The organism is Prosthecobacter sp. SYSU 5D2 (assembly GCF_039655865.1).
In the GTDB taxonomy this organism is placed as follows: Bacteria; Verrucomicrobiota; Verrucomicrobiia; order Verrucomicrobiales; family Verrucomicrobiaceae; genus Prosthecobacter.
Genome location: NZ_JBBYXL010000006.1, coordinates 103,763 through 129,968 on the forward strand (window position 1 = coordinate 103,763; position 26,206 = coordinate 129,968).

Below are 26,206 nucleotides of genomic sequence, written 5' to 3' on the forward strand. Positions count from 1 at the left end.
GGATTATATCGAAAAGACTCAGTTTCCGCGCTTGAACAGTTTGCGGAAGAAACCGCCCAGAGTCCGTTGTTCCTGAACTGGCGGAGGCTCCTCGGAGACGGCTCTCCGGGACTGGGGGGCGCTTGCCCCGCCTTCCATCTCGCCTTCATCCACAGCGAGAGCCTGGGGGACATCCTTCATCGCAGCGACCAGGGGGTCATCGGTGGGGGCGCCTTCAAAGTACTTGGTGAAAACTTCGTTCACGATCGGGGCGGCGACGGCACCGCCGCTGACGGTTTCTCCGGGACGGCCTTCATACACGACGGCAAAGGCAAGCACGGGCTGGCTGGCAGGCAGGAAACCGGTGAACCAGGCGAGGTTCTGGTCCTTGGCGATGCGCCACTGGGCGGTCCCAGTCTTGCCGGCGATCTGGGCTTTCTTGATTCCTGCGGCCCGGCCGGTGCCGCCGCTGCCAGAGACGACCGCCACCATGCCTTTGATCACGGTATCGCGGTGAAGGGGGTCAAGATTGACCGCTCTGCGGGGCCGGGCTTCGGCTGCATCCACCACGATGCCGCCGATGGTCTGCACCTGCTTTACGAGCCGGGGCTGGGGCATGTTCACTCCGTCGCCGAGGGCTGCCATGGCCTGGCATGCCTGGAGGGGAGTCACCAGGACGGCACCCTGGCCGATGGCGATGTTGGCCAGTTCTCCGCCGAGAATCCGGTGGTCGGCATTGGTCGGCACGTTGCCTTTGGATTCGGCCTTGATGGGGATCCCGGTGCGCTCTCCAAAACCCATTCGCAGCGCCATGTTGGTCACCGGATCGGCTCCCGCCGCCAGCGCCGCCTGGTAAAACCAGGTGTTGCAGGACCGCTTGATGGCCGTGATGACGTTCATGTTCCCCTCGCTCGTCTTCGTGTTCCAGTTATGGAAATACCGGTCCCCCACGAGGTAGGAAATGCCACAATGGAAGGCGGTGGCCGCGGTCACCCGGCCACTCTCCAGGGCACCGAGGGCGGTGACGATTTTAAAGGTCGAGGCGGGAGGATACTCTCCACGGAAGGCCCGAGCCAGAGTCGGCTGTCTGGGATCACTGGTGAGTTCCTCCCAGCGAGCCTGGCGGACTCCGGGGACAAAGTCATTGAGATCAAACCCGGGGTTGGAAGCCATGGCCAGGATGTCGCCATTGCGGATGTCCATGATGACCATGGCACCGCCGTTGCGGGCAGATTTCTTCAGCGCATTCTCGGCATACTTTTGAAGATTGTAATCCAGTGTGGTCACCACGGTGCGTCCGGGTGAAGGACGGCGAAGGACCTCATCGGCGAGAAGCTTGCCATCGGGATCAAAGAGGAGGTTGATCTCACCGGGGATGCCTTTCAGCCAGCTGTCAAAAGTCACTTCCAGGCCCTCACGCCCTTCCAGCTCTTCGAAAAGCTGGTCACCGTCTGCAATGGGTCCGAGGGGCAGGGGGCGGGTCTTGCCGGTATAACCAATGATGTGGCAGGCGCTGTCGTCCTTCGGATACTCGCGGATGTAGGCCGGCTGGAGCAGCAGCCCGTCATCCAGCAGCGGTCCCAGCAGCTTTTGCTGGTCGCTGGTGATCTCCACATTCAAGCCTTCCTCGATGGAAAAGACGAGGGGCAGCCAGCGGCGGTGTTCATAGTGGCTGAGCAGCCGGTCATCGGGCAGGGACCAGTTTTTCCCAAGCAGGCGGTTGGCCGCTTCGATCTTGCCTTTGGCAAACGCGAGGATTTTCTCCGGCGTTGCGTTTTCCATGAAGGGGTAGTTGAGAGCGAGGTAGCTGACGACCCGGTTGCTGGCAAAGGCGATGCCGTTGCGGTCCACGATCTGTCCGCGCGGAGCGGGAATGCTCAGGCGCATGGTGCGCGCCTCTTTTTGCGTGAGCAGCGTCGCGGAGAGGTCACCCTTGTTTTTGTCTTCGGGAGCGGACTTTGCAGCCATGTTTTCCACAGGCAGCGCCCTGGGGATGAAGGCATCCTGGGCCAGGACAGCGGCGCCAGATGAAAGCAGGCAGAAGCTGATTGCCAGCAACGGCCAGGGACGATGAATCACAGTCTGCATGATAAGGGGCTTACGTCTGGCACACAGGCGGGACGCCCCCCAAGATGCCGGGTCCCCCTCTTTCGTCAAGGTACACGTCATTTTCCCGTATGGGCCTGCATCAGATTTCGCACGTATTTGCCCAGCAGGTCAAACTCCACATTCATCCGCTGTCCTGCCGCTTTGTCCCGGAGGCTGGTGACTGCCAGAGTGTGCGGAATGATCCAGCAGACCACGCTGCTGCCGGACACCTCGGCGGCGGTGAGGGAGATGCCATCCAGGCAGATGGAGCCTTTGGGGATCACCAGGCCCGCGTGCTCGGCAGGCAGTTCTACCTCCAGCCGGTGGTCCTGGCCATGCTGGCTCCAGTCGAGGATTTTCACGGTGGCATCCACATGCCCTTGGACAAAGTGCCCGCCGAAACGAGCGTTCATGCTCATGGCCCGCTCCAGGTTGACCAGGCTGCCGGGTTGGAGATCCCCGAGGGAGGTGACCTTGAGGGTCTGCATGAGCAGGTCGAAGCTGGCTGTCTCCGCCGCCACATCCCATTCGGTGACTGTCAGGCAGCAACCGTTCACGGCCACGCTTTCGCCTTCCGTCAGTTCAGCGGCCAGCGGACCCACGCGGAGGATCAGCCGCGCGCTGTCTCCCCTGGGTTCCAGGGCCAGGACAGAGCCTATACATTCGATAAGTCCGGTAAACATCCCCGTTTGCTACGCAGGAAAAGGAGAAGCTCAAATTTCAAATCACCGGGCTGAGTTTTTTAGCCTCCGCCGTGTTGAGTTTCTGGCAGGGCTTGATTCATCAAAATTCAAGTTTTGAAAACCACTAATGGTCACTAATAAACACTAATGATCCAAACAGTTTCTGAGGATTAGTTCCGCAGGGCGGGATTAGTTGCCATTAGTGGTTTAAGAAATGCCTGCTATGGAGGGTGATGCGTATGCCGGGAGTGGGTTATGATGGTGATTGACTCACAGAGGACATTTCATGCGCAAGCCCTGAATTTCTGGAGCTTTTTCCCATTTTTGCTTGTCGCCCTGACCGGGAATCCCCAAACTCACCGTACTCTTTTTCCTCTGACGCCCCATGAACGCTGCTGTCCACCGTCCCCTTGCTGCACTTGTGCTCTCCCTGAGCCTCTCCTTGCCGGCCACCGCCGAGATGCGCGCCTGGAAAAACAAGGCGGGAGCCTCCATCGAGGCCGAGATGATCGCCGTGGATGTCACGGCGCGGACCATCACGATCAAGCGCGCTGACGGCCAGACTTTCACCATCCCGATTGAAACGCTGAGCGACGAGGACAAAGCCTTTGCGGCGGAGCAGTGGAAAAAAATGCAGGGGGCACCCGCCGCAGCCCCCGCGCCTGGCGCAACCGCTCCAGCTCCCACGGGCACTCCGGCTCCGGCGAAACCGGCCGCCGCCGCCAAGGCCTCCGCCCGGCCAGCACCGCCGCGCCCGGTCCTGACCATCACACCCGCCAATAAATTCAAGGTTCCCGCCACGGCCGACTATCTTAAAGGAGCTCTGCGCACCCGGCCCCGGCTCATTCACGCGGCTCCAGGCTGGGCCCAGCTTAAAGCGCTTCCGGCTGCCGATCCTGTGGCGGCCAAAATGATTGAGAATCTCAAAGCCGGGGGTGAAAAGCTCCTGGAGGCTCCGGAACTGGTGCGCATTTTTGGCGAGCAGGACGGGCCCGTCACTCCGGCCTCCAAGGCCATGTTCCGGATGGCCTCGCTGGGCGTGCTGAACTTTGTGGATGGCGACCCGCGCTGGAAGGAACGCGGGGTCCGGGAGCTCATTGCCATCACGGATCCGGCGACCTTCCAAAACTGGTATGTGGATGAGCCTGCGGTGACCGCCGATTTCCTCATCGCCGCCTCCCTGGGTTATGATTACTTCCGCGACGGCCTGAATGACAAGCAGGCCACGGACGCCCGCACCTACATGATCGAGAAAGGCATCGGCGCCCTGGCGGCCTTTCTGAAGGGAGAGCCCGTGCCTGAATCCGCCAAGGGCAAGGCTGCCGGCACCAGTGACAAGGGCAAAGCGCCCGCCAAGGCCGCCCCCAAAGGCGGCAAAGACACCGAGGAAGAGCCTGATGCCGAGCATATGTCCGCCGCCGCCGCGCTGATCCTCGCCGCCATCTGCCTGCACGATGAAGACCCCAGCGCCGCGAAACAGGCGGTGGATGCGGCGGCCAAGGTCTTTGGCAAAGGCATGCTGCATTTTGCCCCCGCCGGCATCTGGCCGGAGGGCATGGAAGCCGGGGAGCACGTGCTGGATTACGCGATCATGGTCATGCAGACGCTGCGGGCCAATGGCGGCAGCGATTTCGGTTTCAGTCTTGTCGAGGGCCTGCCGCAGGCCGGGCTGGCCCGGCTGCACCTCATCGGTCCCAGCAACCAGCTCTTTAATTATGGGGATTCCCTCGGCACCACGCTCACCCGTCCGTGGGTGGCCACGTGGCTGGCCGGAGCGCACGGTAATATGGGCACTCCGGCCCTTGCCGCCGGGGCGGTTCCCTCCGCCGACGCCGCCCTGCTCGGCACGGCCGGTCACTTCATGTATTACAATGCCCACGCCGCAGGCGACGGCATGGCCGACCGTCTGGATTATGGCGTTCCCGGCGGCTCCGTGGCCACGCTGCGCAGCGCCTGGGACAAGAGCGCCTTTTATCTGGCCGTCAAAGGCGGTGACAATGCCATCCCCACGGCCCAGCTCGACCTGGGCAGCTTCGTCCTGGAGGCGGGCGGCACCCGCTGGGGCATTGAACTCGGGGCGGAAAGCGATCGTGCCCCCGGTTTTAAACCCGCCGCCGACCGCAGCAAACGCTACGCCCTTTACATCGAAGGCACGCCCGGCCAGAACACCGTGCAGATGGGCGGCAACCAGGAGCTTGACGGCAAAGCGGCTGTCATGATCAGCCACTCCAGTCCTGAGCTGGGCATCACGGCGGTGGATCTGACCAAAGGGTATTCCAAATCCGCCAAGGATGTTTTTCGCGGGGCCATGATGGTCCGTGGGGCCAAGCCGTACCTCGTCCTCCAGGATGAAATGACCATCAAAAACACCACGCCCCTGGGCTGGGCCATGCACACCCGGGCGGAGGTCGCCGTGGATGGAGGCAAAGCCACCCTGACGGATAAGAAGGAGACGCTGCACGCCACGATCCTGTCTCCTGCCGGGGCCACGTTCATTACCGAAGACCCGCCGGAGCCGCCGAGCGAGACGAGCAAGAAGCTCACGGGCATCAAGGTGCTGAAGGTCAACCTCGGCCCTGTGAAGGGTCCGCAGACGATTACGATCGCGTTTTCACTCGGGGAGCCTGCGCCTGCGGTGCCGGTGAAGCCGATTGCGGAGTGGGTGCCGAAGAAGTGAGGGGGGGCTTACGCGTGAAATGAGATCACCATTTTTAGCAGTGCCTTAAGTTACAGGATTTACATGATTAACAGGATGAACAGGATTTTTTTCAGATCCTGTCAATCATGTTCATCTTGTTAATCCTGTAGAATTGGGTGCCCTGTTTTTTCATGCGTAAGCCCTGGAGGGGGGGCGGGGGGGGAAGATTCCGGCACACAAGCTACGTTGTAAGGCGGAGAATTGCGGGTGGGTGTTTTTGGCGCTCCCAGCAGGTGGGTGGAGTGGAGATCCAGGCTTTTTAAGAATGGGAAGCCGACGGGTCGTCGGCGCTCCATGGGCTGGCCCGGCCTGCGTTGCTCACTCAGCTCAACGACTTCGTCGTCACACGCCGCCGCGCTGGCGGACGGCTTCGTAGAGGGTGATGGCGACGGCGGTGGCGAGGTTGAGGCTGCGGGTTCCGAGCATGGGGATTTTGAGGACGGAGTCCGGTTTTTCGGCCATCAGGGCAGGGGGGATGCCGCGGGTCTCGGGGCCGAAGACGAGGTAGATCTCGGCCTCGGTGGCGAGATCGGCTTCCCAGTGGGGGCGGGTGCCCTGGACTTCGACGTAGTAAAAGCGGGCGTCGGAGGCGACCTCGGAGCGCATGGCGGCCCAGTCGGGCCAGACGCGTACATCCACCTCGGCCCAGTAGTCGAGGCCGCTGCGTTTCAGGTATTTGTCCTCAAGGCTGAATCCGAGGGGCTGAATCAGGTGCAGCCGCGCGCCGGTGGCCAGGCAGAGGCGGCCCACGGCCCCAGTGTTGTGCGGGATCTCCGGCTCATAAAGCACCACATGCAGCATAGCCTCATGTTTGCCGTGGCCTCACCCCAAAAGCAACTGCGACCGCACTTTCACGAGTGTGCCAAGCGCCTGAAATAGACTTCAACAACCCTTTGAGGTCATCCACGTTCCACACGTTAAAAATGGTAACAATAGATTGATAATAAGCATGTATTAACTATTGAGAAACATGAATCCAGGTTCTCTCAAGCTTACCCATCTGCAACTGCCAGGATTTGGTATGATCGCCTGGTGGAATGGCAGCCGTGGGGCGTTGATTTGGGTTCCGCCGACATTCATGGAGTGAGGGCATTATGCCCTCAGGCAGGGGCGAGACGCCCCTACTCCTTGAGCTCAAGCCATGGCCGGTTGCGGGGACCTGAAAACTTTCGTGTTCGGGTGAGCTTCCAGGAGGTGCAGATGCTGCTGCACGCGTTCCAGGAGTTCGTCCGGACCTTCATCCTCCCGCTGCTCACGCAGTGCCCGTATCCCTGCCAGGCCCAGTGCATACGGGTCCGCCTCAGGAAATCGCATCCGCAATCCTTCCAGTACGACCTGTTTATCAATGAGTTCGGCTGTGGTGCTCATGAAAGCTGATTTAACTGGAAAAAGCGGCGTTAGACAATTAATTTTTTTACTAGAATAACTAGAAATTTACGTGTTTTAACCTATGCCGGAGAGTGGAAAATCTGGTCTTTTTAATGGTGTTTTTTGGTTGATGGGAGGGTGGAATCGTCGTTTTTGTATTGAATGGAGGCCCTACTGCTTGATCTTTTAGAGAGCTTAACTTTTGGTTGGGATCTCACAGAGATTTAACTTTTGTCCGTTTTGGGTTCTTCCGTTTTAAAAATTTGGGTGGTGAGGTTTGTTTTTTTGAAGCGGTTGAGGTTGAGCAAGTTAGGTGTATATTTAACATCTATTAAGTAATTGAGGTGGATTGTTTCAGGGGGTGCGGAGGAAGGGGAGGAGTGGCGGCGATTGAAGTCGAGGGGCGAGGAGGGTGAGGGGGAGATGAGGGGGAGTCGGGCTGATGGGGCTACTCCTCCGGAGTAGGGGGTGGGTGGGAATACCGGGGTGCGTTACCGGAGGTCTGGCTCGCTGAGGCTCGCTTGACGCTCCGGCTATTCATGGGCAGCCCTGACGGGCTGGGGGGAGGGGCGGATGGGATCGGCGGTGTTTGATAGAGGGGCGGGGGGCTATGCCGACGGATCGTCGGCGCTCCATGGACGTGGGGTGGGGAGTCAGGGGTTTGAGAGGGCTATGCCGACGGATGGTCGGTGCATGTGAGGGGTTTGGTTTTTGGAAAAGGTTGTGAATGAGCAAGTTGGCTTTATATTTAACATTTATTAAGTAATTGAGATGGATCGTTTCAGGGGTGAGTCGGGGCGATGGGGCTACTCGTTCGGAGTAGGGGGTAGGTGGGAATACCGGGGTGCTTTACCGGAGGTCTGGCTCGCTGAGGCTCGCCTGACGCTCCGGCTATTCACGGGTAGCCCTGACGGGCTGGGGGAGGAGGAGGGGCGGATGGGACGGAGCGGCGGCGCTTGATGAAGCGGGGCGTTTGGCGGTGCGAGAGTTTTATGATTCCGTCCCGCCTGCGGGAAGGTACTCCGAACTCCGAACACGGGCGTTTGGGGTGCAAGGCTTACGGGGAGGAGACGGTGGGGTCCGTCGGCGGTGGAGGGGGGGGAGGGAACCTTCAGGGAAAGAGCGGTGATGCGCTTTGCGCTTTCACCCGCACTCCGGGACGCTTCGCGAGTTTGGGGGGCTTGGGTGGCATTCGTTATCTGTTAACCGGTTGGTTATGAATGGTGGAGATTAGTTTTTCACGTAATTCGGAGGGGGTGTAGCTTTTTTGGGCATCCACTCTCAGGAGGGGTAAATGGGCGGATTTTAAGGCGGCCTCGACGAATCCGTCTCTGTCGGCCCGGTCTTTTTTCTGATGGCTGCGGTCGTCCAGCTCGATGGCCATGACGGGACTGAGGTCGTCTGACCGGCAGAGCAGGAAGTCTATGTGCTTGGCGCTGACACCATTGAAGGCGCGCTGCCAGTCGGGACGGCTCAGTCTGCCGGCAGGGGTGATGATGTCGGCCAGGCGCACTTTGAAGACCAGGTAATGATGGGGGGGAAGGAGGGGCTGGAGCACGCCGAAAAAGGATCTCTCGGCAGGGGTTAAGAGCGCTTTCTGCTGCCGATACGCCACCTCCGGCCGACGGCGGCTGAGGAGCCGTTTCACGAGGATGAGGACGGCGACGATGACGAGCAGGGGCCAGGCTTGGGAAACTAACAGGGTGAGGGCGGATTCAGGGGGAAAGGAGGGAGGCATTGGGCGGGGGGCTGGGTTTAAAGGGTGAGATTGGAGAGGTCAATGAATGACTTGGCGCGTTGGTCTGTGGGAGACTTTTGAGAGAAATGGGGCGTGGGACTGGAGATCTTTGGGGGTTGGGATCGGCAGGGAGGGGTGGTAGGTGGCTTCAAAGAAAGAGCGGTGATGCGCTCTGCGCTTTCACCCGCACTCCGGGACGCTTCGCGACTCAAGCTCTGTCCACGAAGCTTCGAAAGTGGGTCGAGTCATCGGATTTGAGGTTTGAGGGGAACGCTGAGGGGCAGGGGTATGAGGGACGTCCTGGTGCTTCACCTGAGGACGGGCAACCGGGCGGGAAAGGAGGATTTCAGCCGTGCTTCTGTGCTTTCCCATGTTGAACCTTCGGTTGCGAAGGGTTCAGAAGTGGAAGCAAGAGCTGGATGTCCTCTTTAAGCGGCCCACGGGTCGAATCATGCCGACCAGGGCAGGGGACCCACTCAAAAAAGAGGGGCCGGATACGCGTAATCCCATTGGGCACGCGTCGCTGTGCTTCTGAACCTTTCATTGTTTGCTGATTAGGCTTGCAGGCCTAGCTCTTGCAGGAGCGGAATCATTTTAAGAAGGTCAGCAGGGTCCTGTCAAACGATTTCAGCAAAAATCCTCATCTATCAATTCTTCCAACTTGCCTTCAATATCACACCCTTTCAGAACAACAGCCTCGTGCAAGTCTTCGGTAAAAATAGTATATGGGAATTCCCATACGGGTTTCCTACCTGCGCAAATAGCCACTGTAGCTGTCGAATCCCAAACATAATAATCTTCATCGAGCCAGCGCTTGGCAAGAAGAGTGTAAACCGCAAGCGATTGAGATTTGTGTTTACCATAGTACGCCGTTTTGACGATATCTTCAGTGTTATCATTTAATTCAGGTGGGTCATCAACCCTCACCCAGTTTATGTCACCGTTTCGGGTAGCAGCAAGAATTGAACTAATTGCGGCCTCGGACTTTTCTTTAATGTTCATACAGTCTTACTTTTCTTTCCTTCTTTTCTGTTATGAGGCAAACATTCAAGGAAACTAAATGGCGATTGCATTTCTGCAGATCATTTTTTTCGAGATCTCCTGATTTTTTTGAATCTATCAGCTTTAAGAGAGGTTTACAGTGACCTTTGATTTGGTCAGAACCTATCTCATTTAAAATATTCAGATGGGGGACAAGCTCACAAATGGAAATAAGGGCAGCTTGGCAATCAAACTTTCTTGGATTAAGCAGTGCCTTCCATTCATCTCGGGCCTTACCAGTGGCTGCAATAAAATCATCGATCCCTGCACCCATTCTGTGATCGTTTTTCAATTTATTGATTTTTGAATTGATGCACCAAGCCCAAAAAAAATTTCCGCAGGTCACAAGAACCCCAACAAATTGAGCTACACGCAGAAATTCTGGTGATATCAGATTTGAAAGGTAAACGAACATGGGTGGATATGAAGAACCCGCCAGAGTTTCCTCTGGCGGGTTATCGCTAACGGGCTGCAACCCGAAGCGGAGCTGAAAGGTTCAAAGAATCAGCGCCTCCAGAATAAATGATCACACAGAGTCAATCAAGAATTAATTCCTACTTTCTCGGTATGACATTTCACATTACATACATTGTATGTAGTTATTGAAACCAGCTTTTGAGGCCCCATATTCCTTCATCTGATGGGTTTTGGCCCGGTGGTGGAATCCGGTGGGCGGGATTCAGCCCAGGCGGACGTCGAGGTATTCGATGGTGATGGGTTTGCCGCTTTGGTGGGTGAATTCGAAGGTGTTGGGGCCGTCGTGCAGGAGGTTGGCTGGGAGGGTCCAGGCGCGGAGGGTTTCGGGCGGGCCGAGCGAGGATGGGTACGGATTTTCGAAGGGCTCGCTGAGGTCGGTGGTGGGCTCCAGGGCGGTGCCGTTGCAGCGGGCGGTGAGGAGGCGGCCTTCCAGGGGGGCATCGGCCTGGAGGCGGAGGCGGCCGTGGCTGTGGGGTGGCCAGCCGCCGGTGGGCGGGGCCATTTGGAGATCGAAACGGGTGCTGGCTTTTTCCCGGAGGCCGCGCGGGAGGATGGGTGGGCGGACGTAGGGATTGTTCCAGCCGGTGGCGAGGAACCAGTGCTGGGGCCGGGTGGCGAGAGTTTCCGGCTGGTCGAGGTCCTGGAGGGCGGCGAAGGGGGGCTCGGAGAAGGGTCCCCTGCCCGGTCCGCCGTGCTCGCGGTAGTAGGCAAAATTAAAGAGGCTGACGCCATCCGCGCCGCGTGCGTAGGCGAGATGGGCGGTGGTTTCATACTGCTCCCGGGTGGCACGACGGAAAGTGAAGGTATCGTAGCCGGGGACGAGCTTGCTGCCATTGGCGATGGAGTGGCACATCTCCACATAGAGGGCGGTGGTGGGCGGGACCTGGGCGCGGATGGCGGCGAGGTCCATCTGCTGGGTGGTGAAGTAGCTGGCGGAGAGATTGACCATGTCCAGGCCGTGGGCGGTGAGGGCGGGGAGGTCCAGGCCGAGGGCGTCCAGCCCGCTGACCAGGCAGGGTACGCGGGCGCAGAGCCAGCGTTTTTTGCCGCCGCGAGCGGTGCGGTCCAGGACGGTGCGGACTTCTGTGAGAAAGCCGGTCATGATGCGGCGGCGCTGGTCCAGGGTGGTTTTTTCCTGGTCGAAGAAATAGTAGAAGCGCATGTAGTCGAGCTCGAGGCCGTCGAGGTCGTAGTTTTCACAGAGCTCGGTGATGAGGGCGAGCTTTTGGGCGCGGACTTCGTCGTGGACCCAGTTTTGGACGAGGTCGGCGCCGCGTTTGGAGTCGGGTTTCAGGATGAACTGGGGGTGGTCCACGTAATGGCGGGTGACGCTCATGCCCATGCTGCCGCCGGGTTTGTGCCCGGGCTGGGGGTGGGTGAACTCCTTGTGGTGGGCGTCATTGAGCCGGAAGGAGATGAAGGGGGCCTGCCGGGTGGCGCGGCAGCGGTCCACGAAGGTCTGGACGAGGTCGCCGCCGCGCATGACAAAATTGCCGAAGGAATCCGGGCCGACGCCGTAGCGTTCTTTGATCCAGGCGTAGTGGGGCTCCAGGGGCAGGACTTTGCTGGGCCACATGGGGACCATGCCGAGGCCGGGCTGGAGGAAATGGGCGTCCACGAGGCCGGCGACTTCGTCCACGGTGGCCTCCAGCATAGCGGCGCGGAAGGGCTCGCGGGCTTTGTGAAAGGGGCTGACGCAACTGGTGATGTTGGTGGTGTCGTTGCTGTAGAGGACGCGGAAGGGGGCCTTGGCGCTGCCATTAACGGGCGGGATTTTGGTTTCGGCCTGGACGAAAGGCGCGGCGGCGAGGGCGGCGGCGGTGGATTTGAGAAAGCGGCGACGGTCTGGCATGCTGTGAGGGGAACGTGGCGGCCGAGGGTGCTATTGCGGGAGTTCGCAGCGGTCCGCCCAGGCGCGCCACTCGCGGGCGAGGCGGGCGACGACCTGGGGGTTCTTTGCGGCGACGTCGTGCATCTCGGTGCGGTCCTCCACCATGTCGAAGAGCTCCCATTTTTTGGCGGTGACGCCCCAGACGATTTTCCAGCGTCCATGCCGATAGGCGCGGCTGCCGTAGAGTGCCCAGCCGAGGCGGCGGGGTTCCTGGACCCCCTGCCCCTGCCAGATGGGCAGGAGGCTGTGGCCCTCCAGCGGGATGAGGGGCTGGCCCCGGTGTGTCGCAGGATACTCTGCGCCGGTGATTTCGACAAAGGTGGGCATGAGATCCACGAGGTGCGTGACGTAGTGGGCGAGGCCGCCTGCCGGGATGTGGCCGGGCCAGCGGGCGATCATGGGGGTGGAGATGCCGCCTTCATAGGTCCAGGTTTTGAACCGGCGGAAGGGCGACGACTGCACGTAGGCCCAGCCGGTGCCGCCGAGGATGTAGGAATCTTTGTCGCCCACGGGTTTACCATTTAGAAAGGCTTCGTGGGCGGTTTTCGAGGACTGGCTGCCGCAGCCGCCGTTGTCGGAGAAAAACAGCACGAGGGTGTTTTCATCCGCTCCGCTGTCCTTTAACGCCTGCATGACGCGGCCGATGCCCTGGTCCATGCAGTCCACCATGGCGGCGTACACTTCCATTTTGGCCGCCTCCCAGGCTGAGTCGGTGGATTCCCAGGGGGGCGGTGACACATCATAGCGTGAATCGCCCAGCTTGGGGTCCGGCTCTGGCAGGCCCCATTTTTTGGAGATGAGGCCGAGTTCGCGGAGCTTTTGATACCTGGAAGTCCGCAAGGCGGTGTAGCCGGCCTCGTACTTGCCTTTGTATTTGGCGATGTCCGCCGGTTTGGCCTGCAAGGGATAATGCGGGGCGGTGAAGGCCAGGTGCAGGAAGAAGGGTTTGTCCGGATTCTTCCCCAGCTCACGAATCTGCGCCACGGCGTGATCCGCAAAGGCATCCGTGGCATAGTAATCTGCGGGCACTTCTTTCACGGGCTGGTCATTGTGAACGAAGGGCTGCGGCGGTCCGCTGTGCTTCATGCCGGGCGGGTCCGGCTGGTTGGGGTTGAAGTAATTTACCGCGCCGATCATGACGCCGTAATATTCCTCAAAACCCCGGTCGATGGGCCGCGTGGGATGTCCGCCCAGGTGCCACTTGCCGCTCATGGCGGTGGCGTATCCGGCCGACTTCAGCAGCTCGGCCGCCGTGACCATGTTGTCCTGGAGATAGCCGCCTTTGCCGGAACGCGGATGCAGGCCGGTGAGCATGGCCGCCCGGGAGGCATTGCAGACGGCGCAATTGTAAAACTGGGTGAAGCGCATTCCCTCCGCCGCCAGCCGGTCCAGGTTCGGCGTGCTGATCTCACCTCCATAACAGCCGAGATCGGAAAAGCCCAGGTCATCGGCGACGATCAATACAATGTTAGGCCGCCTGGCCTCCGCGGCACCCATCGCAGACATGGCGGTCACGAGGCATAACATAAAGGAAAGCATTTTCATCGCGGAGCAAACTTCAGCTTTTGACCACGTAGTAACGTCCTTCCGCAGCGCCTTGTTTCGGCCAGCCTCCCACCGCAGCTTTATGAAATCCGTCCTCCTTATCCTCGCATTGGCCTGTCTTTCACTGAGGGCCGCACCGCCGGAGACGGCGAAGGCTGAGAAGGCGATGTTTCCGGCGGACTCGCGACACTGGAGCCAGCATGCGGAGGCTGTTGTGATAAGCGATCTTTCCAAAGCCCTGCCTGCGGATTCACTCACCCAGGGGCGGCGGGAAAAGGGCAAATGGAAGGCGATCCCCTACTCCACTGCAGATAGCGAGGGATGGGCTTTGTCCTGCTATGCGCAGACCGGAGCGCCGGAGGTCCGGGTGCCGCTTACTCAAAAAGGCTGGCATGCGGTTTACATCGGTGCCTCCACGGTGGGTGCATTGTCCAAGGAGATGCGAAACGGCTGGCGCGCGAAGCTGAGTGATGAGCCGATTTACCGCCGGATGGCGAACAATCTGGCGCTGCTGCCGAACCGCCGGGATGTGATCCAGGAGGGCTTTCTCACGGTCGCGGATCTGAATGGGCAGTCGGTGGAGTTTGCCTCCCTGCCCGGTCTTTCGGCCACGCTTTGCTACATCAAACTGGTCCCCCTCACCGATGCTGAAGCGCAGTCCTGGACCGCACGTAAACCCAACCCCGCGACCCGCACCTCCATCGCCACCTTTGACGGGCATTCGTGGATCTGGCCCTTCCAGCCGCGCACGGAGGCCGACCTGCGCGCCAATTTCCGGGGTTTTGAAAACACCGACTTCAAAAAATGGTGGTTCCAAGTGCTCGGGGCGGATCTTGTCACGTATCCTACAAAGGTCGGCAACCTGCCTGGTGAAGACACCCTGGACTTCAGCAGTGATGCCCATAAGGCGTTTGTCGAGTCCGTCAAAGCACTGCATCAGGCCGGCATCAACCCCCTAAAAGTTGCCCGCGACGTGGCCCGTGAGCAGGGCGTGGAATTCCATATCATGCTGCGCCCCGCAGGCTGGAAGGCCAGCATGCCGTATGAGGAAACCTTCGACAGCAAATTCTATGCTGCTCATCCTGAGTGGCGCTGTGTGGACCGCGATGGGTCCGCCACGATGCACATGAGCCACGCCTTCCCGGAGGTCCGCCAGCATTTGTTGGACATCCTCCGCGAAACCCTGGAACTGCAGCCCGAAGGCGTCGGCATGCTTTTCAACCGGGGCATGCCTCTCATGCTCTGGGAGAAACCCTTCTGCGACCGCTTCCAGGCCATGCACGGAGCCGACGCCCGCACCGTGCCCGAGGACGATCCACGCATCTACGCCACCCGCGCGGCCATCATGACGGAGTTCATGCAGGACATCCGCCGCCTGCTGGACGAGACCGCCGCCGCGCAGGGACGCAAAGAACGCTACCAAATCTCCCTTGGCACTTTCAGCAAGGAAGTGGATAACCAAAAGTGGGGAATTGATCTCCCACGCTGGATTGAAAAGGGTCTCGTGGATGACCTGGGCGTCACCTGGTTTGCCTATCACACCTCCTTTGCCCAGCCGGACATGGACTATTATATGCGGCTCACGAAAGGCACCCAGATCGGCGTTTACCCTTTCGTCATCTCCTGGAAGACCGGTCTGCCCCAGGAATTTTGCAAAAAGATCACCGGCTTTTATCAAAAAGGCGCCACTGGCATTGCCATTTGGGACCCCACGGTGAAGGACGGCTGGAGCCTCAAGCCTCATGGCAATCTCATGGATGTCATTTCCCAAATGGGTGACCGCAGCCAGATGCTGAAGTGGGCCAAAGAAGGCGTTCCCCTGCCCCTCTCCATCCCGCTCACCCGTCTGGATGAAAACACCTACAGCCGCTGGTTTCCCACCACCGGCTTTTAATGACCGTTTCAGTTAACTAACACCACATGTCGTGAAAACGAACTTCATGACATCGCGCCGGATCTTAGGCCGGATGTGTTCGGCGCAAACTGGATCGCTGCCCCCGGCTACATTCGCCGAATTATCCGGCTTTCTTTGAAGGTGCGGAGTCCAAAAGGCATTCGTTGTTTCGCAAAGACCTCGCAGGGAAAAAGGGCACCGCCACTGAAAGCCGGATAGTTCTGCGGGCGGACTCTTTCAGAACCACGGACTTTCCTTGCGCAGAACACATCCGGCCTACGGCCTGGCAAGAAGACCATCTTTTTCTGAAAACGGGCAGACCCTGTTCTATAACGGTGCTTTGTGCCAGAAGGTTTATTCAGAAGGTACAAAAAACTCGCGACGAAGCTTGCTGAAGACGATCTCAGACGTGCCAAACTTCGTATGCAAACGGCGGCGTCCGGTGGAGTAGGAGACAAACATCTCATCCCGATAGAGGTACATAAACGGCGTGTTCACCGCATTGTAATCCACTACTGAGAAAGCCTTCGTGTATTTCTTATAGGACGGGTCAATCTGCACCACATCGCATTTGTTGCGGGTCATCTGCTGGCCACCCATGGACACGCTGGCGGCAGTAAACATGGCCACTTTCCCAATGGGTTTGCCAAAGTCGGCAATGGTGGGCCGGCCAATGCCATAAGTCCATTTTTTCACTGGCGCATCAAAGGCATAAAGGTCGGCCTTCTTGGCTTTGCACAGCACATAGCCACCCTCCACGACATTGGTGCGCAGATGCAGATACACGTAGTTGCGGTCCTGGGTCATGGCTGGCTCGGCCAGAATTTTAACCGCCGTCGTCAGCAGCCGTGGATCCGGCGCACCCAGCAATTCCCAGGTCTGCCCCTGGTCGGAGCTGCGCATGAGCACATTGGTCATCAACTTCGTCACTCCGTCCACGGAGTTTTTGATCTGGATGGAGCTGTAAAGCTTCCCGTCAAATTCCATAAAATCACAAGGCGTGCTGATGCCTTTGGCGAATTGATCACCAAAGCCCGCGCCGAACAAAAAGTCCAGATGGGCCTGGATCGCCGGTACCGCCAGGTCCATCACTTTGGACGGATCTTTGCCGATGGTGCAGCGCAGGGCTTTGAACCCGGCCAGCTTGCCGGTGGCGATGTCGTAGTCCTTGTAAAAGGCCCGGTAGCCGGAGATCTTGTCGCTGCCCAAACGGCCCACGAAGAAAATGCGCAGCGTCTTCTCATTCAGGACGTGAAGCATGGGACCGGAGACAAACGTGCCTCCAAGGGTCACTCCGTCTGATGTTTCCCCCACCTGTGCGACATCTACCCACGTCGCCGTCGCGGTGGGGTTCAGGATATTAAAAATGGCCATCCGCGCCACCTGCCCGGACTTGTTTTCTTCCGGTGTGTTTTCGTTGCATTGATACACCACGTATCCCATGCCGTTGACGATGCGCATGGAGGACTGGTGCGCGTATTGCTCCGTGGTGAATTTGCTCACCAGCGCTGACTGGTCCACAAACGAGCGGGAGGAAACCTCACCATTGGGCATCTTGGATTTTTCCACCGCCTCTGCGGCCAGAAGACTCCCCTGCCCTGCCACCAGCGTCGCTGCCACGCTCATCAACGGCAACCAGCGGCCTAACATCAAGTTCTTCATAAATTTAAACGGATGCAGTTTCTTCCCGATACGCCTTGGCCAGCAGCGTCACCGGCTGCGTGACTGATGCCGAGGCTCCCAGCCCGTTGGCCAGTTGCAGATGGCAGCCGGGGTTGGAGGTGGTCACCACGGTGACGCCGGTTTGAGCGATGTTTTTCACCTTGCGGTCCAGCAGCTTGGCGGACTGCTCCGGTTGGGTGATGTTGTAGATGCCTGCGCTGCCGCAGCACCAGTTGCTTTCTGGGAGTTCTTTTAAAACCAGGCCGGGGATGGCTTGCAACACCTGCCGGGGCTGGCTGACCACCTTCTGCCCATGGCACAGGTGGCAGCTCTCGTGATACGTCACCTCTGTCACACCGGCCCCATGCTCCGGCCTGCGGATGCCGGTCTGCACCAGCCATTCGTGGATGTCCTTTACCTTGCGGTCCCACTGCCGGGCACGGGCCGCATAGAGCAGGTCTTCGTGCAAGAGATGGCCATAGGTCTTCAGGTGCGATCCGCAGCCGCCTGCATTGGTGATGATGGCATCCAGGTTGTCCAGATCAAAGCTGTCTATCTGCCGCCGCGCCAGTTCCCGAGCCAGCTCCACTGCGCCATTGTGCGCATGCAGAGATCCGCAGCAGGACTGCGCACGGGGAGTGACGACCTCGCAGCCATTGGCGAGCAGCACATCCGCCGTATCGCGGTTGATGTTGGAAAAGGCCAGGTCCTGGATGCAGCCCGTCAGCAGGCCCACACGATATTTCTTCTCTACCGGAGTCTCCACCGCTTCAATCAACGAATCGGAAAATGCGGGTGAAACTTTTGGCGTCTGCGGCTCAAGGTCGCGCAGTTTTTTGGGCAGCAGGCCGAAGAACTTCACCCGCCGCAGTTTCACATCCAGGCCGCTCTTTTGCCACAACCGCAGGCCCCAGCCCGCCAGCCGCAGCAGCCGGGGATGCATGAACATGACATTCAGAGTCAGCCAGCGCCAGAAGTCGCGCTCGGCACTCTGCGCCACTCCTGACCGCTCCGTTTCAGCACGGGCCGTTTCGAAAAGCTCCGCATAGTTCACCCCCGCCGGGCAGGCCGTCTGGCAGGCCAGGCAGCCCAGGCAGTAATACATCTCATCTGAAAACGCCTTCGTCACCTCCAGCTCCCCGTCCGCCACGCTGCGCATCAGGGAAATGCGGCCACGCGGGCTGTTGCGCTCCTTTTTCGTCTCCATGTAGGTGGGACAGGTGGGCAGGCACATGCCGCAGTGCATGCACTGCTGGAGGACAGAGTAATCGAGCGATTTGAGCAGATTCACAGGGGGACAGAAAGGGGGAAAGGAGAAAGCGGCGGCAGGACCACGATTCTTCCATCTTTGCGATCCCTTGCGCCCGGTGGCTACCAAAATCATCTCCCGCCCATGGCAAAATTCCCTTTTCCATCCCGCCCCTTTCCAGCTAAACAAACCCCGCATGACCCACGCCGAAGCCACCCACCGCGCCGAGCAGCTCCGCAGCGAGCTCCACCGCCACAACCACCTCTACTACGTCGAGGCGCGGCAGGAGATCACCGACCAGGAGTTCGACGCCATGCTGCGCGAGCTTCAGGCCATCGAAACCCAGTTTCCTGACCTCCTCACCTCCGATTCCCCCACCCAGCGCGTCGGCGGCGCGCCCATTGAGGGATTCCAGCAGATCCGGCACACCATCCCCATGATGAGCCTGGACAACACCTACTCCGAGGCTGAGATGACCGCCTTTTTCGCCCGCCTGCAAAAGGGCCTGGGCCGCGATAAAATCGACTGCGTCATCGAGCCAAAAGTGGACGGCGTGGCCATCAGCATCCGATATGAAGACGGCATCTTCAAACACGGCGTCACCCGTGGTGATGGACAGACCGGCGACGACGTGACGGCCAACCTGCGGACCATTAAGAGCCTCCCCCTGCGCCTGCCCAAAGACGGCCCGCAGACCTTCGAGGTGCGCGGAGAGGTCTTCATGACCAAGGCCAACTTTGCCAAGTTGAACCAGGAGCGCGAGGAAGCCGGCGAAGCCCGATTTGCCAACCCGCGCAACTCCACCGCTGGCACCCTCAAGCAGCTCGACTCCAAAGCCGTGGCCAAGCGCCCTTTGGACATTGTTTTTTATGGCCTGGCCGATGCCTGGGGGATGCCTATCAATACCCAGACTGAAGTGCATGAGCTGCTGAAAAAAGCCGGTCTCCGCCGTGCTGATTTTATCTGGCAAAAGAACAGCGCTGAGGGCCTGCTCGAAGCCATCCGCGAACTCAATGAAAAGCGCGGTTCCCTGCCCTATGAAACCGATGGAGCCGTGGTGAAGGTCAACTCCTTTGCCGATCAGCAGGAACTCGGCTCCACCTCCAAAGCCCCGCGCTGGGCCATCGCGTATAAATACCAACCCGAGCAGGCCGAAACCAAGCTCCTGGCCGTGGACATCCAGGTCGGCCGAACCGGTGCGCTGACCCCCGTCGCCCGCCTCACCCCCGTTTTCCTCAGCGGCTCCACCGTCAGCAACGCCACGCTGCATAACTTCGAGGAAATCCAGCGCAAAGACATCCATGTGGGCGATACCGTCGTCATCGAAAAAGCGGGCGAGATCATCCCTGCCGTCGTCATCGTCAAAAAGGAGCTGCGCGCCGGCAATGAGACCCCCATCCCCGTACCCACCCACTGCCCTATCTGCGGCAGCGGTGTTCACAAGGATGAAGAACAGGTCGTCATCCGCTGCCCCAATCCCAAGTGCCCGGAGGTGGTCAAGCGCCGCCTGGAGCACTTCGTCAGCCGGGGTGCCATGGACATTAGCGGCATGGGCGAATCCGTCGTCGCCCAGCTTGTGGACACCCCCTTTCATGACCGTCCCACGGTGGAAGATGCGGCCGACATTTATGCGCTCGACCAGATCAAGCTCGCCCGCCTGGAGCGCATGGGCACCAAGAGTATCGAGAACCTCCTCAAAGCCATCGAGGCCAGCAAGCAGCAGGACCCCTGGCGGCTCATCTTCGGCCTCGGCATCCTGCATGTCGGTGCCGGTGGTGCCCGCAAGCTGCTGGAGCACTTCGGCAGCATTGATGCCCTCGCCGCTGCCAGCATTGAAGAGCTTACCCAATGCCCCGACATCGGTGCCATCGTCGCCCCCAGCATCCATGCTTGGTTCAATGACGAGGCCAACAAAGCCCTGCTCGAACGCCTCCGCGCCGCCGGTTTAAACTTCGCCCAGCGCACCGTCGAAGCCGCCAGCGACAAGCTCAAAGGCAGCACCTGGGTCATCACCGGCACCCTCAGCCAGGACCGCGAAACCATCGCCGACACCATCCGCGCCAATGGCGGCAAAGTCAGCGGCAGCGTCAGCGGCAAAACCACCTACCTTTTAGCCGGAGAAGATGCGGGAAGTAAGATGGACAAAGCCACCAAGCTGGGCGTGAAGGTGCTCACCGAGGAAGAATTTCGGGGGATGCTTTGATCACGGCGTTAAGACCATTCATCGCAGTCAACATCATCGCCCGGGAGGAAAGACAATGAGCAACATCTCCATTGGTTCATTCATCAATTCGCTCCACCGCGAAGAAGTTGTTCGATTATGGCACACCATCTTTGGCTACGGCACCGCTCACAATGAACCCAGCCTCGTGATCGACCAGAAGCTGGCGATGGATGACGACCTCTTTTATGTCGCGGTTTGTGAGGAGAAAGTCGTTGGTACCCTCATGGCCGGATATGATGGGCATCGGGGCTGGTTATACTCCTTGGCCGTGCTGCCCGATTATCGTCATCGTGACATCGGATCCAATCTGGTTCGCCATGCCGAACAGGCGCTCACTCGCAAAGGCTGCCTGAAAATCAATCTCCAGATCATGGAAGGCAATGAAGGCGTTCAGGCCTTCTATGCTTCTCTGGGTTATGCGGTTGAGGTCCGTGTGAGCATGGGTAAACGCTTTCCTGTGAAATGACCCCATCGGGAGACCCAAGGAGTGAAGCCATCCTGGCCTCAGCCTGCGTGCGAGGTCATCGCGCTGCTGTCAGTGATTGGGGAATCCGCGACGCCGGGACTTGGCAAGTCCCGCTCCTTGAGGGCGGGATGCCCTCACACCTTATTACAGGCCCCTTCACCCCCGAGACGGAAACAGCACTACATAAAGAATCTCCACCGACCACACAAACACCCAGGTCATGAGAATGGAAAGCGCCAGACCTCCCACCCAAAAGCCCAGCCGCCAGCGACCAAATCCACGCCCTCGAAAAGCCAACCAATAGGCCTCCAAGGCCGGACCCAGTGTATAAAACACATTGGCCGTCGCCCCAAACGCCAGCACGCTCCCCCAATACCCAAACCAAGCCTCCTCCTTCATTGTTTCGCGCAAAGGCCAGGACCAGTACAGCCCAAAGACGAAAAGGACCAGATTAAAAGGCAGTCGATAAAGCTCCCATGAACGGAGGGCTTGTTTCAGCGGAATCATGCTTTCATTACACAAAGGCTTGCGAGGCAGGCCAGGGAAAAAGTGGCTTGTCATCTTGATCCTGGCAATGCTCATTTATGACAGTTCATTCAGGTTCGAATCCAGAAGTCCTATCTATGCATCCCAGCCTAATTCAGGTCATTACGGCTTTCAGATCTGCCCAAGACCTGGCGGTGACCACTTTGCACGAGCGCCTTGGCGTTCCTTTACCTAGCTCAAATCTTGGATGGGCAAGGTCTTGCCATCAGATGAACCTTCCAGAGTTGGGCCAGACCATCGGCATCCGAATTCGGCCCCATGGTTATGGCGTCGAAATGAAATTTCCTGGTATCTCCATTGATTTCGATTGGGGCGATCTTGGCGAAGGAAATGGCTTTGATGTCTGGCGGCTGTGGAATCACTGCGAAGAAAATAAAATCTTCCTGGATTCCATGACCTACGACTTGCTCAAACTTCGTTTCGAGAAAGCCTGTGAAGCCTCGGAACTTGTCGGTGACCGCCATCTTCATTATTTGCCTGAGGAGCGGCAGTAACTTCGATATAGGGGCCAAAAGAGATCATCCGCTTGCCTCACACTTGAGGTGCGTCGCCATGGTTTGAAGCGCCACGAACGCTGCTTCTGAAGACTTCGTAACTCCATTTATGCAAACGGGGATCGTTAGATCTTCGGTTGCGGGCAGGAGTGCCCACATTACTTTCACAGTCTTCACTTGTACCACAATTCATGCTGGAGCTTTGACCTTCAGCGCCGTTATCTAAGCAGGACCCTCCCCATGACCTCCGCCCCACCCTCCACCACCACCTTCGCGCCGGTCGCGCAGCAGGTGCAGCGTCGGGTGTGGTTGCGGCGCTGGTTGGGGTGGCTTAGGCGCATGGTCTGGCCGGTGAGCGGGCTGCTGGTCCTTATCGTCGTGGGGCTGCTCGTTACTGGCAGCGGGGGGCTGGTGGGCTGGGGCACGTTTGTTTTTGCGCTTTGGATTTTTGGCAGCGCGGGTCTGGCCACTTGGAAGATGCCGGGAGCTTACAGTGCTCTGGCTTTTTGGGATTCCCAGACGGGTCGCCGGGAGGCCTTTGCCAGCGCTTGGTGGTTTGAGCAGCAAGCGGCCCGCACCTCCATGGAGGAGGATCATTTGCAACATCAGCGCGGCCTTTTGTCCCAGGCGCAAAAAAGCCTCGCGCGTGACCTGCCGCTGCCGCTTTTCAAACGCTGGCTGGAAGTCCCACTGGTCCTGCTCATCGTTATCCACAGCATCACTCTGGTGCAAAAGAAGCGCGATGAAGTCCCTCTGGACGCCGCCATGCTGGCCGCTGCCCAGGCGGAGGCGGACAAGCTGGCGAAGACGGATTGGGAAAAGAAAAACCTGGCGGGTCTGGAGGAGAGCGAGAAGGCGGATCTGGAAAAGCTGAAGGAAAATCTCAAAGCCACCGCAGCCAGCCTGGAAAATGCCAAGGGGCAGGATGCCCGCCAAGTGATGTCCGACCTGGAACGCCGCGCCCGCGAGGCGGAAAAGCTGGCCGAACGCCTGGGCGATGAAAAGGATGCCTGGGCCTCCGACAAACTCGTCCAGGCCCTCCGCACCCAGGCCGATACCGCTGACCTCGGCGATGCCGTAGCCGCGAAAAACGCCGCTCAGACCGCCCGCACCGCCGATGCTCTGGCCAGTCAGCTCAAGTCACCCCAGCTCCCCGAAACCACCCGCGACCGCCTCAAAGAGACCCTTCAGGAAGTGGAAAAAGCTGCCGAGAAGGAGGACCGCCAGCGTACCGTCGGCCAGCATGTCTTGCAGGCAGGCGACCAGATGCAGGCCACCCAGCCCGCCGCCGCCGGGGCCGAATTTGAAAAACTGGCCGACAAAATGCGCGACCTGGCCCTGCGTGAAAAATCCCGCGAGGAGCTGGAAAAACTGGCCCAGCAACTCCGCGATGCGGGCAGCAACATCGCCGGTCAAAATGAGGCCGGTGGCATGCAGCAGATGAATGCCGCCAATGAAAGCCCCCAGCAGAGCCAGAGCGGCCAGACGCCTCAGGTGGGCCAGTCGCAGCCCGGTCAGCAGGGGCAGGCAGGCCAGCAGTCCCTCCAGCCTCCGGGTCTCGGCCAGGCGAACCAGAGCCAGATGCAACCATCCCCCGGCCAGCAAGGTCAGCAGGGCCAGATGCAGCAAATGCAGATGGGCCAGGCCGGCCAGCCGGGGCAACCGGGCCAGCAAGGACAAGGCACCCCCATGCTCATGGCCCCGGTCCCTGGCCAGAAGCCCGGCGACAAACCGCCCGAAATGCTCATCCTCGGCGGCCCTCCAGGCGATCCTTCCGAAGGTGCGCCCAGCATCTCCGTCACCATGCCCGGCGGCCGCGATCCCGGCGTGGGCAAGGCCGATCTCAACGCCGACCCCACGGAAAAACAGGACACCAGCGGCAGCAGCGTGGTCAATGCCCAGCAGAACAATGAAGGCCAGTCCAGCGTCCGTGCCGTCGAAGGCGGCACCCGACAGGAATCCGCCACCCGCACCTCCACCCAGACCGCCGTCGAATTCCTCCAGGCAGAAGAAGAAGCCCTGGATGACGCCGCTCTCCCCCCCAGCCGCCGCCAGCAGGTGCGGCGCTACTTCAACGAGCTCCGCCGCCGTTTTGAGAATCCGCCCGCAGATTCACCGCCCTGATCTCCTTTGAAGGATTAGGCAATAAATCGTCCGCTCATGCGTCTCACCTGGACAGACGGCCCGATTTCAAGCAGCTTTATCTCGTAGAAGTGAACAACTTGCTTCGTTCCCTGTTCATATTTTTATCATGTCCACCACCCTGGAATCCCCCCCACAACCTGCTGAAAAGAAGGTCGAAGAGACCGAAGTCGGCAATTATTTCGTCAGCAACTATCCCCCGTTTTCGTTTTGGAAACCGGACCAGGTGCCAGTGGTGGAAGGCGTGCTCGCCCGTCCGGCCCCCACAGACGTGCCCCTCGGCGTCTATTTCCACATCCCTTTTTGCCGCAAGCGTTGCCATTTCTGCTATTTCAAAGTCTATACCGACAAAAACGCCGCCGAGATCAAAGCCTATATTGATGCGGGCATGCGGGAGATGGAGCGCTTCGCCAAACAGCCTTACATCGCCGGTCGCAAAGCGCACTTCGTTTACTTCGGCGGCGGCACCCCCAGCTATCTGAGCGTGCCTCAGCTCAAGGACCTCACCAGCCGCATGAAGGACCTAGTGAGCTGGGACGGCGCTGCTGAAGTCGCCTTTGAGGCCGAGCCGGGCACCCTGAATGAGAAAAAGCTGACTGGCATCCGTGAGGTCGGCGTTACTCGTCTGAGCATCGGTGTGGAAAACTTTGATGATCACATCCTGGAAAGCAACGGTCGTGCCCACCGCAGCGGTGAGGTGGACAAAGCCTACCACTTCGCCCGGACGCTCGGTTTTGAGCACATCAACATTGACCTCATCGCCGGGATGATGAACGAGACCTGGGAAAACTGGAAGGACACTGTGGCCAAGGGCATCGCCCTTGGGCCGGATGCCGTGACCATTTACCAGATGGAAGTGCCGTATAACACCACCATCTACAAGCAGATGCGGGAAGAAGGCAAAGAAACCGCTCCCGTCGCCAACTGGCAGACCAAGCGCGACTGGGTCAGCTACGCCTTTGATGAATTCGTCAAAAATGGTTATACTGTCACCAGCGCCTATACCGTGGTGAAGGACCCGGAGCGCATCAAGTTCATCTACCGCGACGCCCTCTGGGAAGGTGCGGATCTGCTGAGCTGCGGGGTGGCCTCCTTTGGCCATCTGGGCGGCGTGCATTACCAGAACCAGGCTGAAGTGGGCCCCTACATGCAGGCCGTGGATGCCGGTCAGCTGCCTATCTTCCGCGCCTATGAAACCAGCCACGAGGAACGTTTCGTGCGTGAATTTATCCTCAAGCTGAAGCTGGGACACAGCGAGTTTGGCTATTACCAGGAAAAATTTGGTGAGGATCCCCTCAAGTTTTTTGCCCCCCAGTTGAACTATCTCCAGAGCGAAGGCTTTGCCCAGCTCACCGACAAGGACATCACGCTGACTCGCGACGGCCTGCTGCAAGTGGACCGTCTGTTGCACGATTTCTTCCTGCCCCAGCATCGCCAGTATGCCCGCTACACTTGATGCCCATCCCCGCCCTGAAACCGTCCGCGAGGATGACCTGGCGCCTCTGGTGTTCTTTTACGGCATCGGCAGCGCCCGTCCCCGGGTGACCTTTGTGGAGCCGGATGAGCTGCCGGAGCATGAACGCTGGTTCCTCGTCCACGACATTGATATGACCCCCCGCCTGCGGGAGGGCCACGGCTGCGAGATTGACCTCGACGTCCACGCCCGCGCCCGCATCGGCAACTACCTGGTCCGCGCCAGTGTGCTGAACCGCCGCAGCGATGGCAAGCCCGTCGAGTTCGGAGCCATCGGCATTCATCTGGATCTCCTGCCGGAAGAAGCCCAGGCCCTCGTCATCGAAGGCCGCGTCCCCTTTGGCGCCATCCTGGAGCGATACCAGGTCGCCCACAGCAGCCACCCGCGCGGCTTCTTCCGAATCGCCGTGGATGCCCGCCTCGCGGAACTCCTCGGCGCCACCAGCGGCCAGATCCTCTTTGGCCGCTGCAACGAACTCCGCCACGCCTCGGGCCGTGTACTCGCCGATGTAGTTGAGGTATTGCCGAGAGGGATGTAAGTTAAGCGA

General features: G+C 59.4%; 20 protein-coding genes. 8 read left to right on the forward strand and 12 right to left on the reverse strand.

Annotated elements, in window-relative coordinates:
- Nucleotides 1-18 precede the first annotated feature (18 nt).
- A complete protein-coding gene (locus tag WJU23_RS11420; protein WP_346332697.1) occupies nt 19-2,067 on the reverse strand; it encodes a penicillin-binding transpeptidase domain-containing protein in 2,049 nt (682 codons plus the stop codon).
- A gap of 77 nt (nt 2,068-2,144) precedes the next feature.
- Nucleotides 2,145-2,750 carry a riboflavin synthase gene (locus WJU23_RS11425; RefSeq protein ID WP_346332698.1) on the reverse strand — a complete coding sequence of 202 codons (606 nt, stop codon included), beginning with the start codon at nt 2,748-2,750 and terminating at the stop codon, nt 2,145-2,147.
- Nucleotides 2,751-3,135: 385 nt separating this feature from the next.
- On the opposite strand from WJU23_RS11425, the gene WJU23_RS11430 reads away from it, so the two are divergent.
- On the forward strand, nt 3,136-5,427 hold the full coding sequence (locus WJU23_RS11430; RefSeq protein WP_346332699.1) for a hypothetical protein: 2,292 nt from the start codon (nt 3,136-3,138) through the stop codon (nt 5,425-5,427).
- 363 nt (nt 5,428-5,790) lie between these two features.
- Here WJU23_RS11430 and WJU23_RS11435 read toward each other — a convergent pair whose 3' ends face one another.
- The 7 genes from WJU23_RS11435 to WJU23_RS11465 all read right to left on the reverse strand — a co-directional run bounded on the left by WJU23_RS11435 (nt 5,791) and on the right by WJU23_RS11465 (nt 13,490).
- Complete coding sequence (locus WJU23_RS11435; RefSeq protein ID WP_346332700.1) at nt 5,791-6,249, reverse strand: tRNA (cytidine(34)-2'-O)-methyltransferase; 459 nt, start codon at nt 6,247-6,249, stop codon at nt 5,791-5,793.
- A gap of 333 nt (nt 6,250-6,582) precedes the next feature.
- Nucleotides 6,583-6,816 carry a hypothetical protein gene (locus WJU23_RS11440; RefSeq protein WP_346332701.1) on the reverse strand — a complete coding sequence of 78 codons (234 nt, stop codon included), beginning with the start codon at nt 6,814-6,816 and terminating at the stop codon, nt 6,583-6,585.
- A 1,195-nt stretch (nt 6,817-8,011) separates the two neighbouring features.
- A complete protein-coding gene (locus WJU23_RS11445; protein WP_346332702.1) occupies nt 8,012-8,554 on the reverse strand; it encodes a DUF2726 domain-containing protein in 543 nt (180 codons plus the stop codon).
- Nucleotides 8,555-9,181: 627 nt separating this feature from the next.
- Nucleotides 9,182-9,556: a hypothetical protein gene (locus WJU23_RS11450; protein WP_346332703.1), complete on the reverse strand. Its 375-nt coding sequence runs from the start codon at nt 9,554-9,556 to the stop codon at nt 9,182-9,184.
- Nucleotides 9,546-10,010 carry a hypothetical protein gene (locus WJU23_RS11455; RefSeq protein ID WP_346332704.1) on the reverse strand — a complete coding sequence of 155 codons (465 nt, stop codon included), beginning with the start codon at nt 10,008-10,010 and terminating at the stop codon, nt 9,546-9,548. The genes WJU23_RS11450 and WJU23_RS11455 overlap by 11 nt, the downstream gene beginning before the upstream one ends.
- A gap of 264 nt (nt 10,011-10,274) precedes the next feature.
- Entirely contained in the window at nt 10,275-11,924 is a 1,650-nt protein-coding gene (locus WJU23_RS11460; RefSeq protein ID WP_346332705.1) for a hypothetical protein, read from the reverse strand.
- A 30-nt stretch (nt 11,925-11,954) separates the two neighbouring features.
- Nucleotides 11,955-13,490 (reverse strand): arylsulfatase, encoded by a 1,536-nt coding sequence (locus tag WJU23_RS11465; RefSeq protein WP_346332706.1) that lies wholly within the window; start codon nt 13,488-13,490, stop codon nt 11,955-11,957.
- A 100-nt stretch (nt 13,491-13,590) separates the two neighbouring features.
- On the opposite strand from WJU23_RS11465, the gene WJU23_RS11470 reads away from it, so the two are divergent.
- Nucleotides 13,591-15,402: a hypothetical protein gene (locus WJU23_RS11470; RefSeq protein WP_346332707.1), complete on the forward strand. Its 1,812-nt coding sequence runs from the start codon at nt 13,591-13,593 to the stop codon at nt 15,400-15,402.
- Nucleotides 15,403-15,756: 354 nt separating this feature from the next.
- Here WJU23_RS11470 and WJU23_RS11475 read toward each other — a convergent pair whose 3' ends face one another.
- Nucleotides 15,757-17,064 carry a hypothetical protein gene (locus tag WJU23_RS11475; RefSeq protein WP_346332708.1) on the reverse strand — a complete coding sequence of 436 codons (1,308 nt, stop codon included), beginning with the start codon at nt 17,062-17,064 and terminating at the stop codon, nt 15,757-15,759.
- 4 nt (nt 17,065-17,068) lie between these two features.
- Nucleotides 17,069-18,355 (reverse strand): (Fe-S)-binding protein, encoded by a 1,287-nt coding sequence (locus WJU23_RS11480; RefSeq protein WP_346332709.1) that lies wholly within the window; start codon nt 18,353-18,355, stop codon nt 17,069-17,071.
- Between the two features lie 154 nt (nt 18,356-18,509).
- Between WJU23_RS11480 and ligA the strand changes: the two genes are divergently transcribed.
- Nucleotides 18,510-20,516 (forward strand): NAD-dependent DNA ligase LigA, encoded by a 2,007-nt coding sequence (gene ligA / locus WJU23_RS11485; RefSeq protein ID WP_346332710.1) that lies wholly within the window; start codon nt 18,510-18,512, stop codon nt 20,514-20,516.
- A 55-nt stretch (nt 20,517-20,571) separates the two neighbouring features.
- On the forward strand, nt 20,572-21,003 hold the full coding sequence (locus tag WJU23_RS11490) for a GNAT family acetyltransferase (protein ID WP_346332711.1): 432 nt from the start codon (nt 20,572-20,574) through the stop codon (nt 21,001-21,003).
- 156 nt (nt 21,004-21,159) lie between these two features.
- Here the strand turns inward: WJU23_RS11490 and WJU23_RS11495 are convergent, their stop codons facing one another.
- The gene (locus tag WJU23_RS11495; RefSeq protein WP_346332712.1) at nt 21,160-21,510 is read right to left on the reverse strand and encodes a hypothetical protein; all 351 of its coding nucleotides are present in this window, start codon (nt 21,508-21,510) and stop codon (nt 21,160-21,162) included.
- 116 nt (nt 21,511-21,626) lie between these two features.
- Here WJU23_RS11495 and WJU23_RS11500 point away from each other — a divergent pair, with 116 nt between their 5' ends.
- The 4 genes from WJU23_RS11500 (at nt 21,627) to WJU23_RS11515 (ending at nt 26,197) form a co-directional block, all read left to right on the forward strand.
- Nucleotides 21,627-22,043 (forward strand): hypothetical protein, encoded by a 417-nt coding sequence (locus WJU23_RS11500; protein ID WP_346332713.1) that lies wholly within the window; start codon nt 21,627-21,629, stop codon nt 22,041-22,043.
- Nucleotides 22,044-22,283: 240 nt separating this feature from the next.
- A complete protein-coding gene (locus WJU23_RS11505; protein WP_346332714.1) occupies nt 22,284-24,167 on the forward strand; it encodes a hypothetical protein in 1,884 nt (627 codons plus the stop codon).
- A 127-nt stretch (nt 24,168-24,294) separates the two neighbouring features.
- A complete protein-coding gene (locus WJU23_RS11510; protein ID WP_346332715.1) occupies nt 24,295-25,641 on the forward strand; it encodes a coproporphyrinogen-III oxidase family protein in 1,347 nt (448 codons plus the stop codon).
- Nucleotides 25,625-26,197 carry a hypothetical protein gene (locus tag WJU23_RS11515; protein ID WP_346332716.1) on the forward strand — a complete coding sequence of 191 codons (573 nt, stop codon included), beginning with the start codon at nt 25,625-25,627 and terminating at the stop codon, nt 26,195-26,197. The genes WJU23_RS11510 and WJU23_RS11515 overlap by 17 nt, the downstream gene beginning before the upstream one ends.
- Nucleotides 26,198-26,206 lie beyond the last annotated feature (9 nt).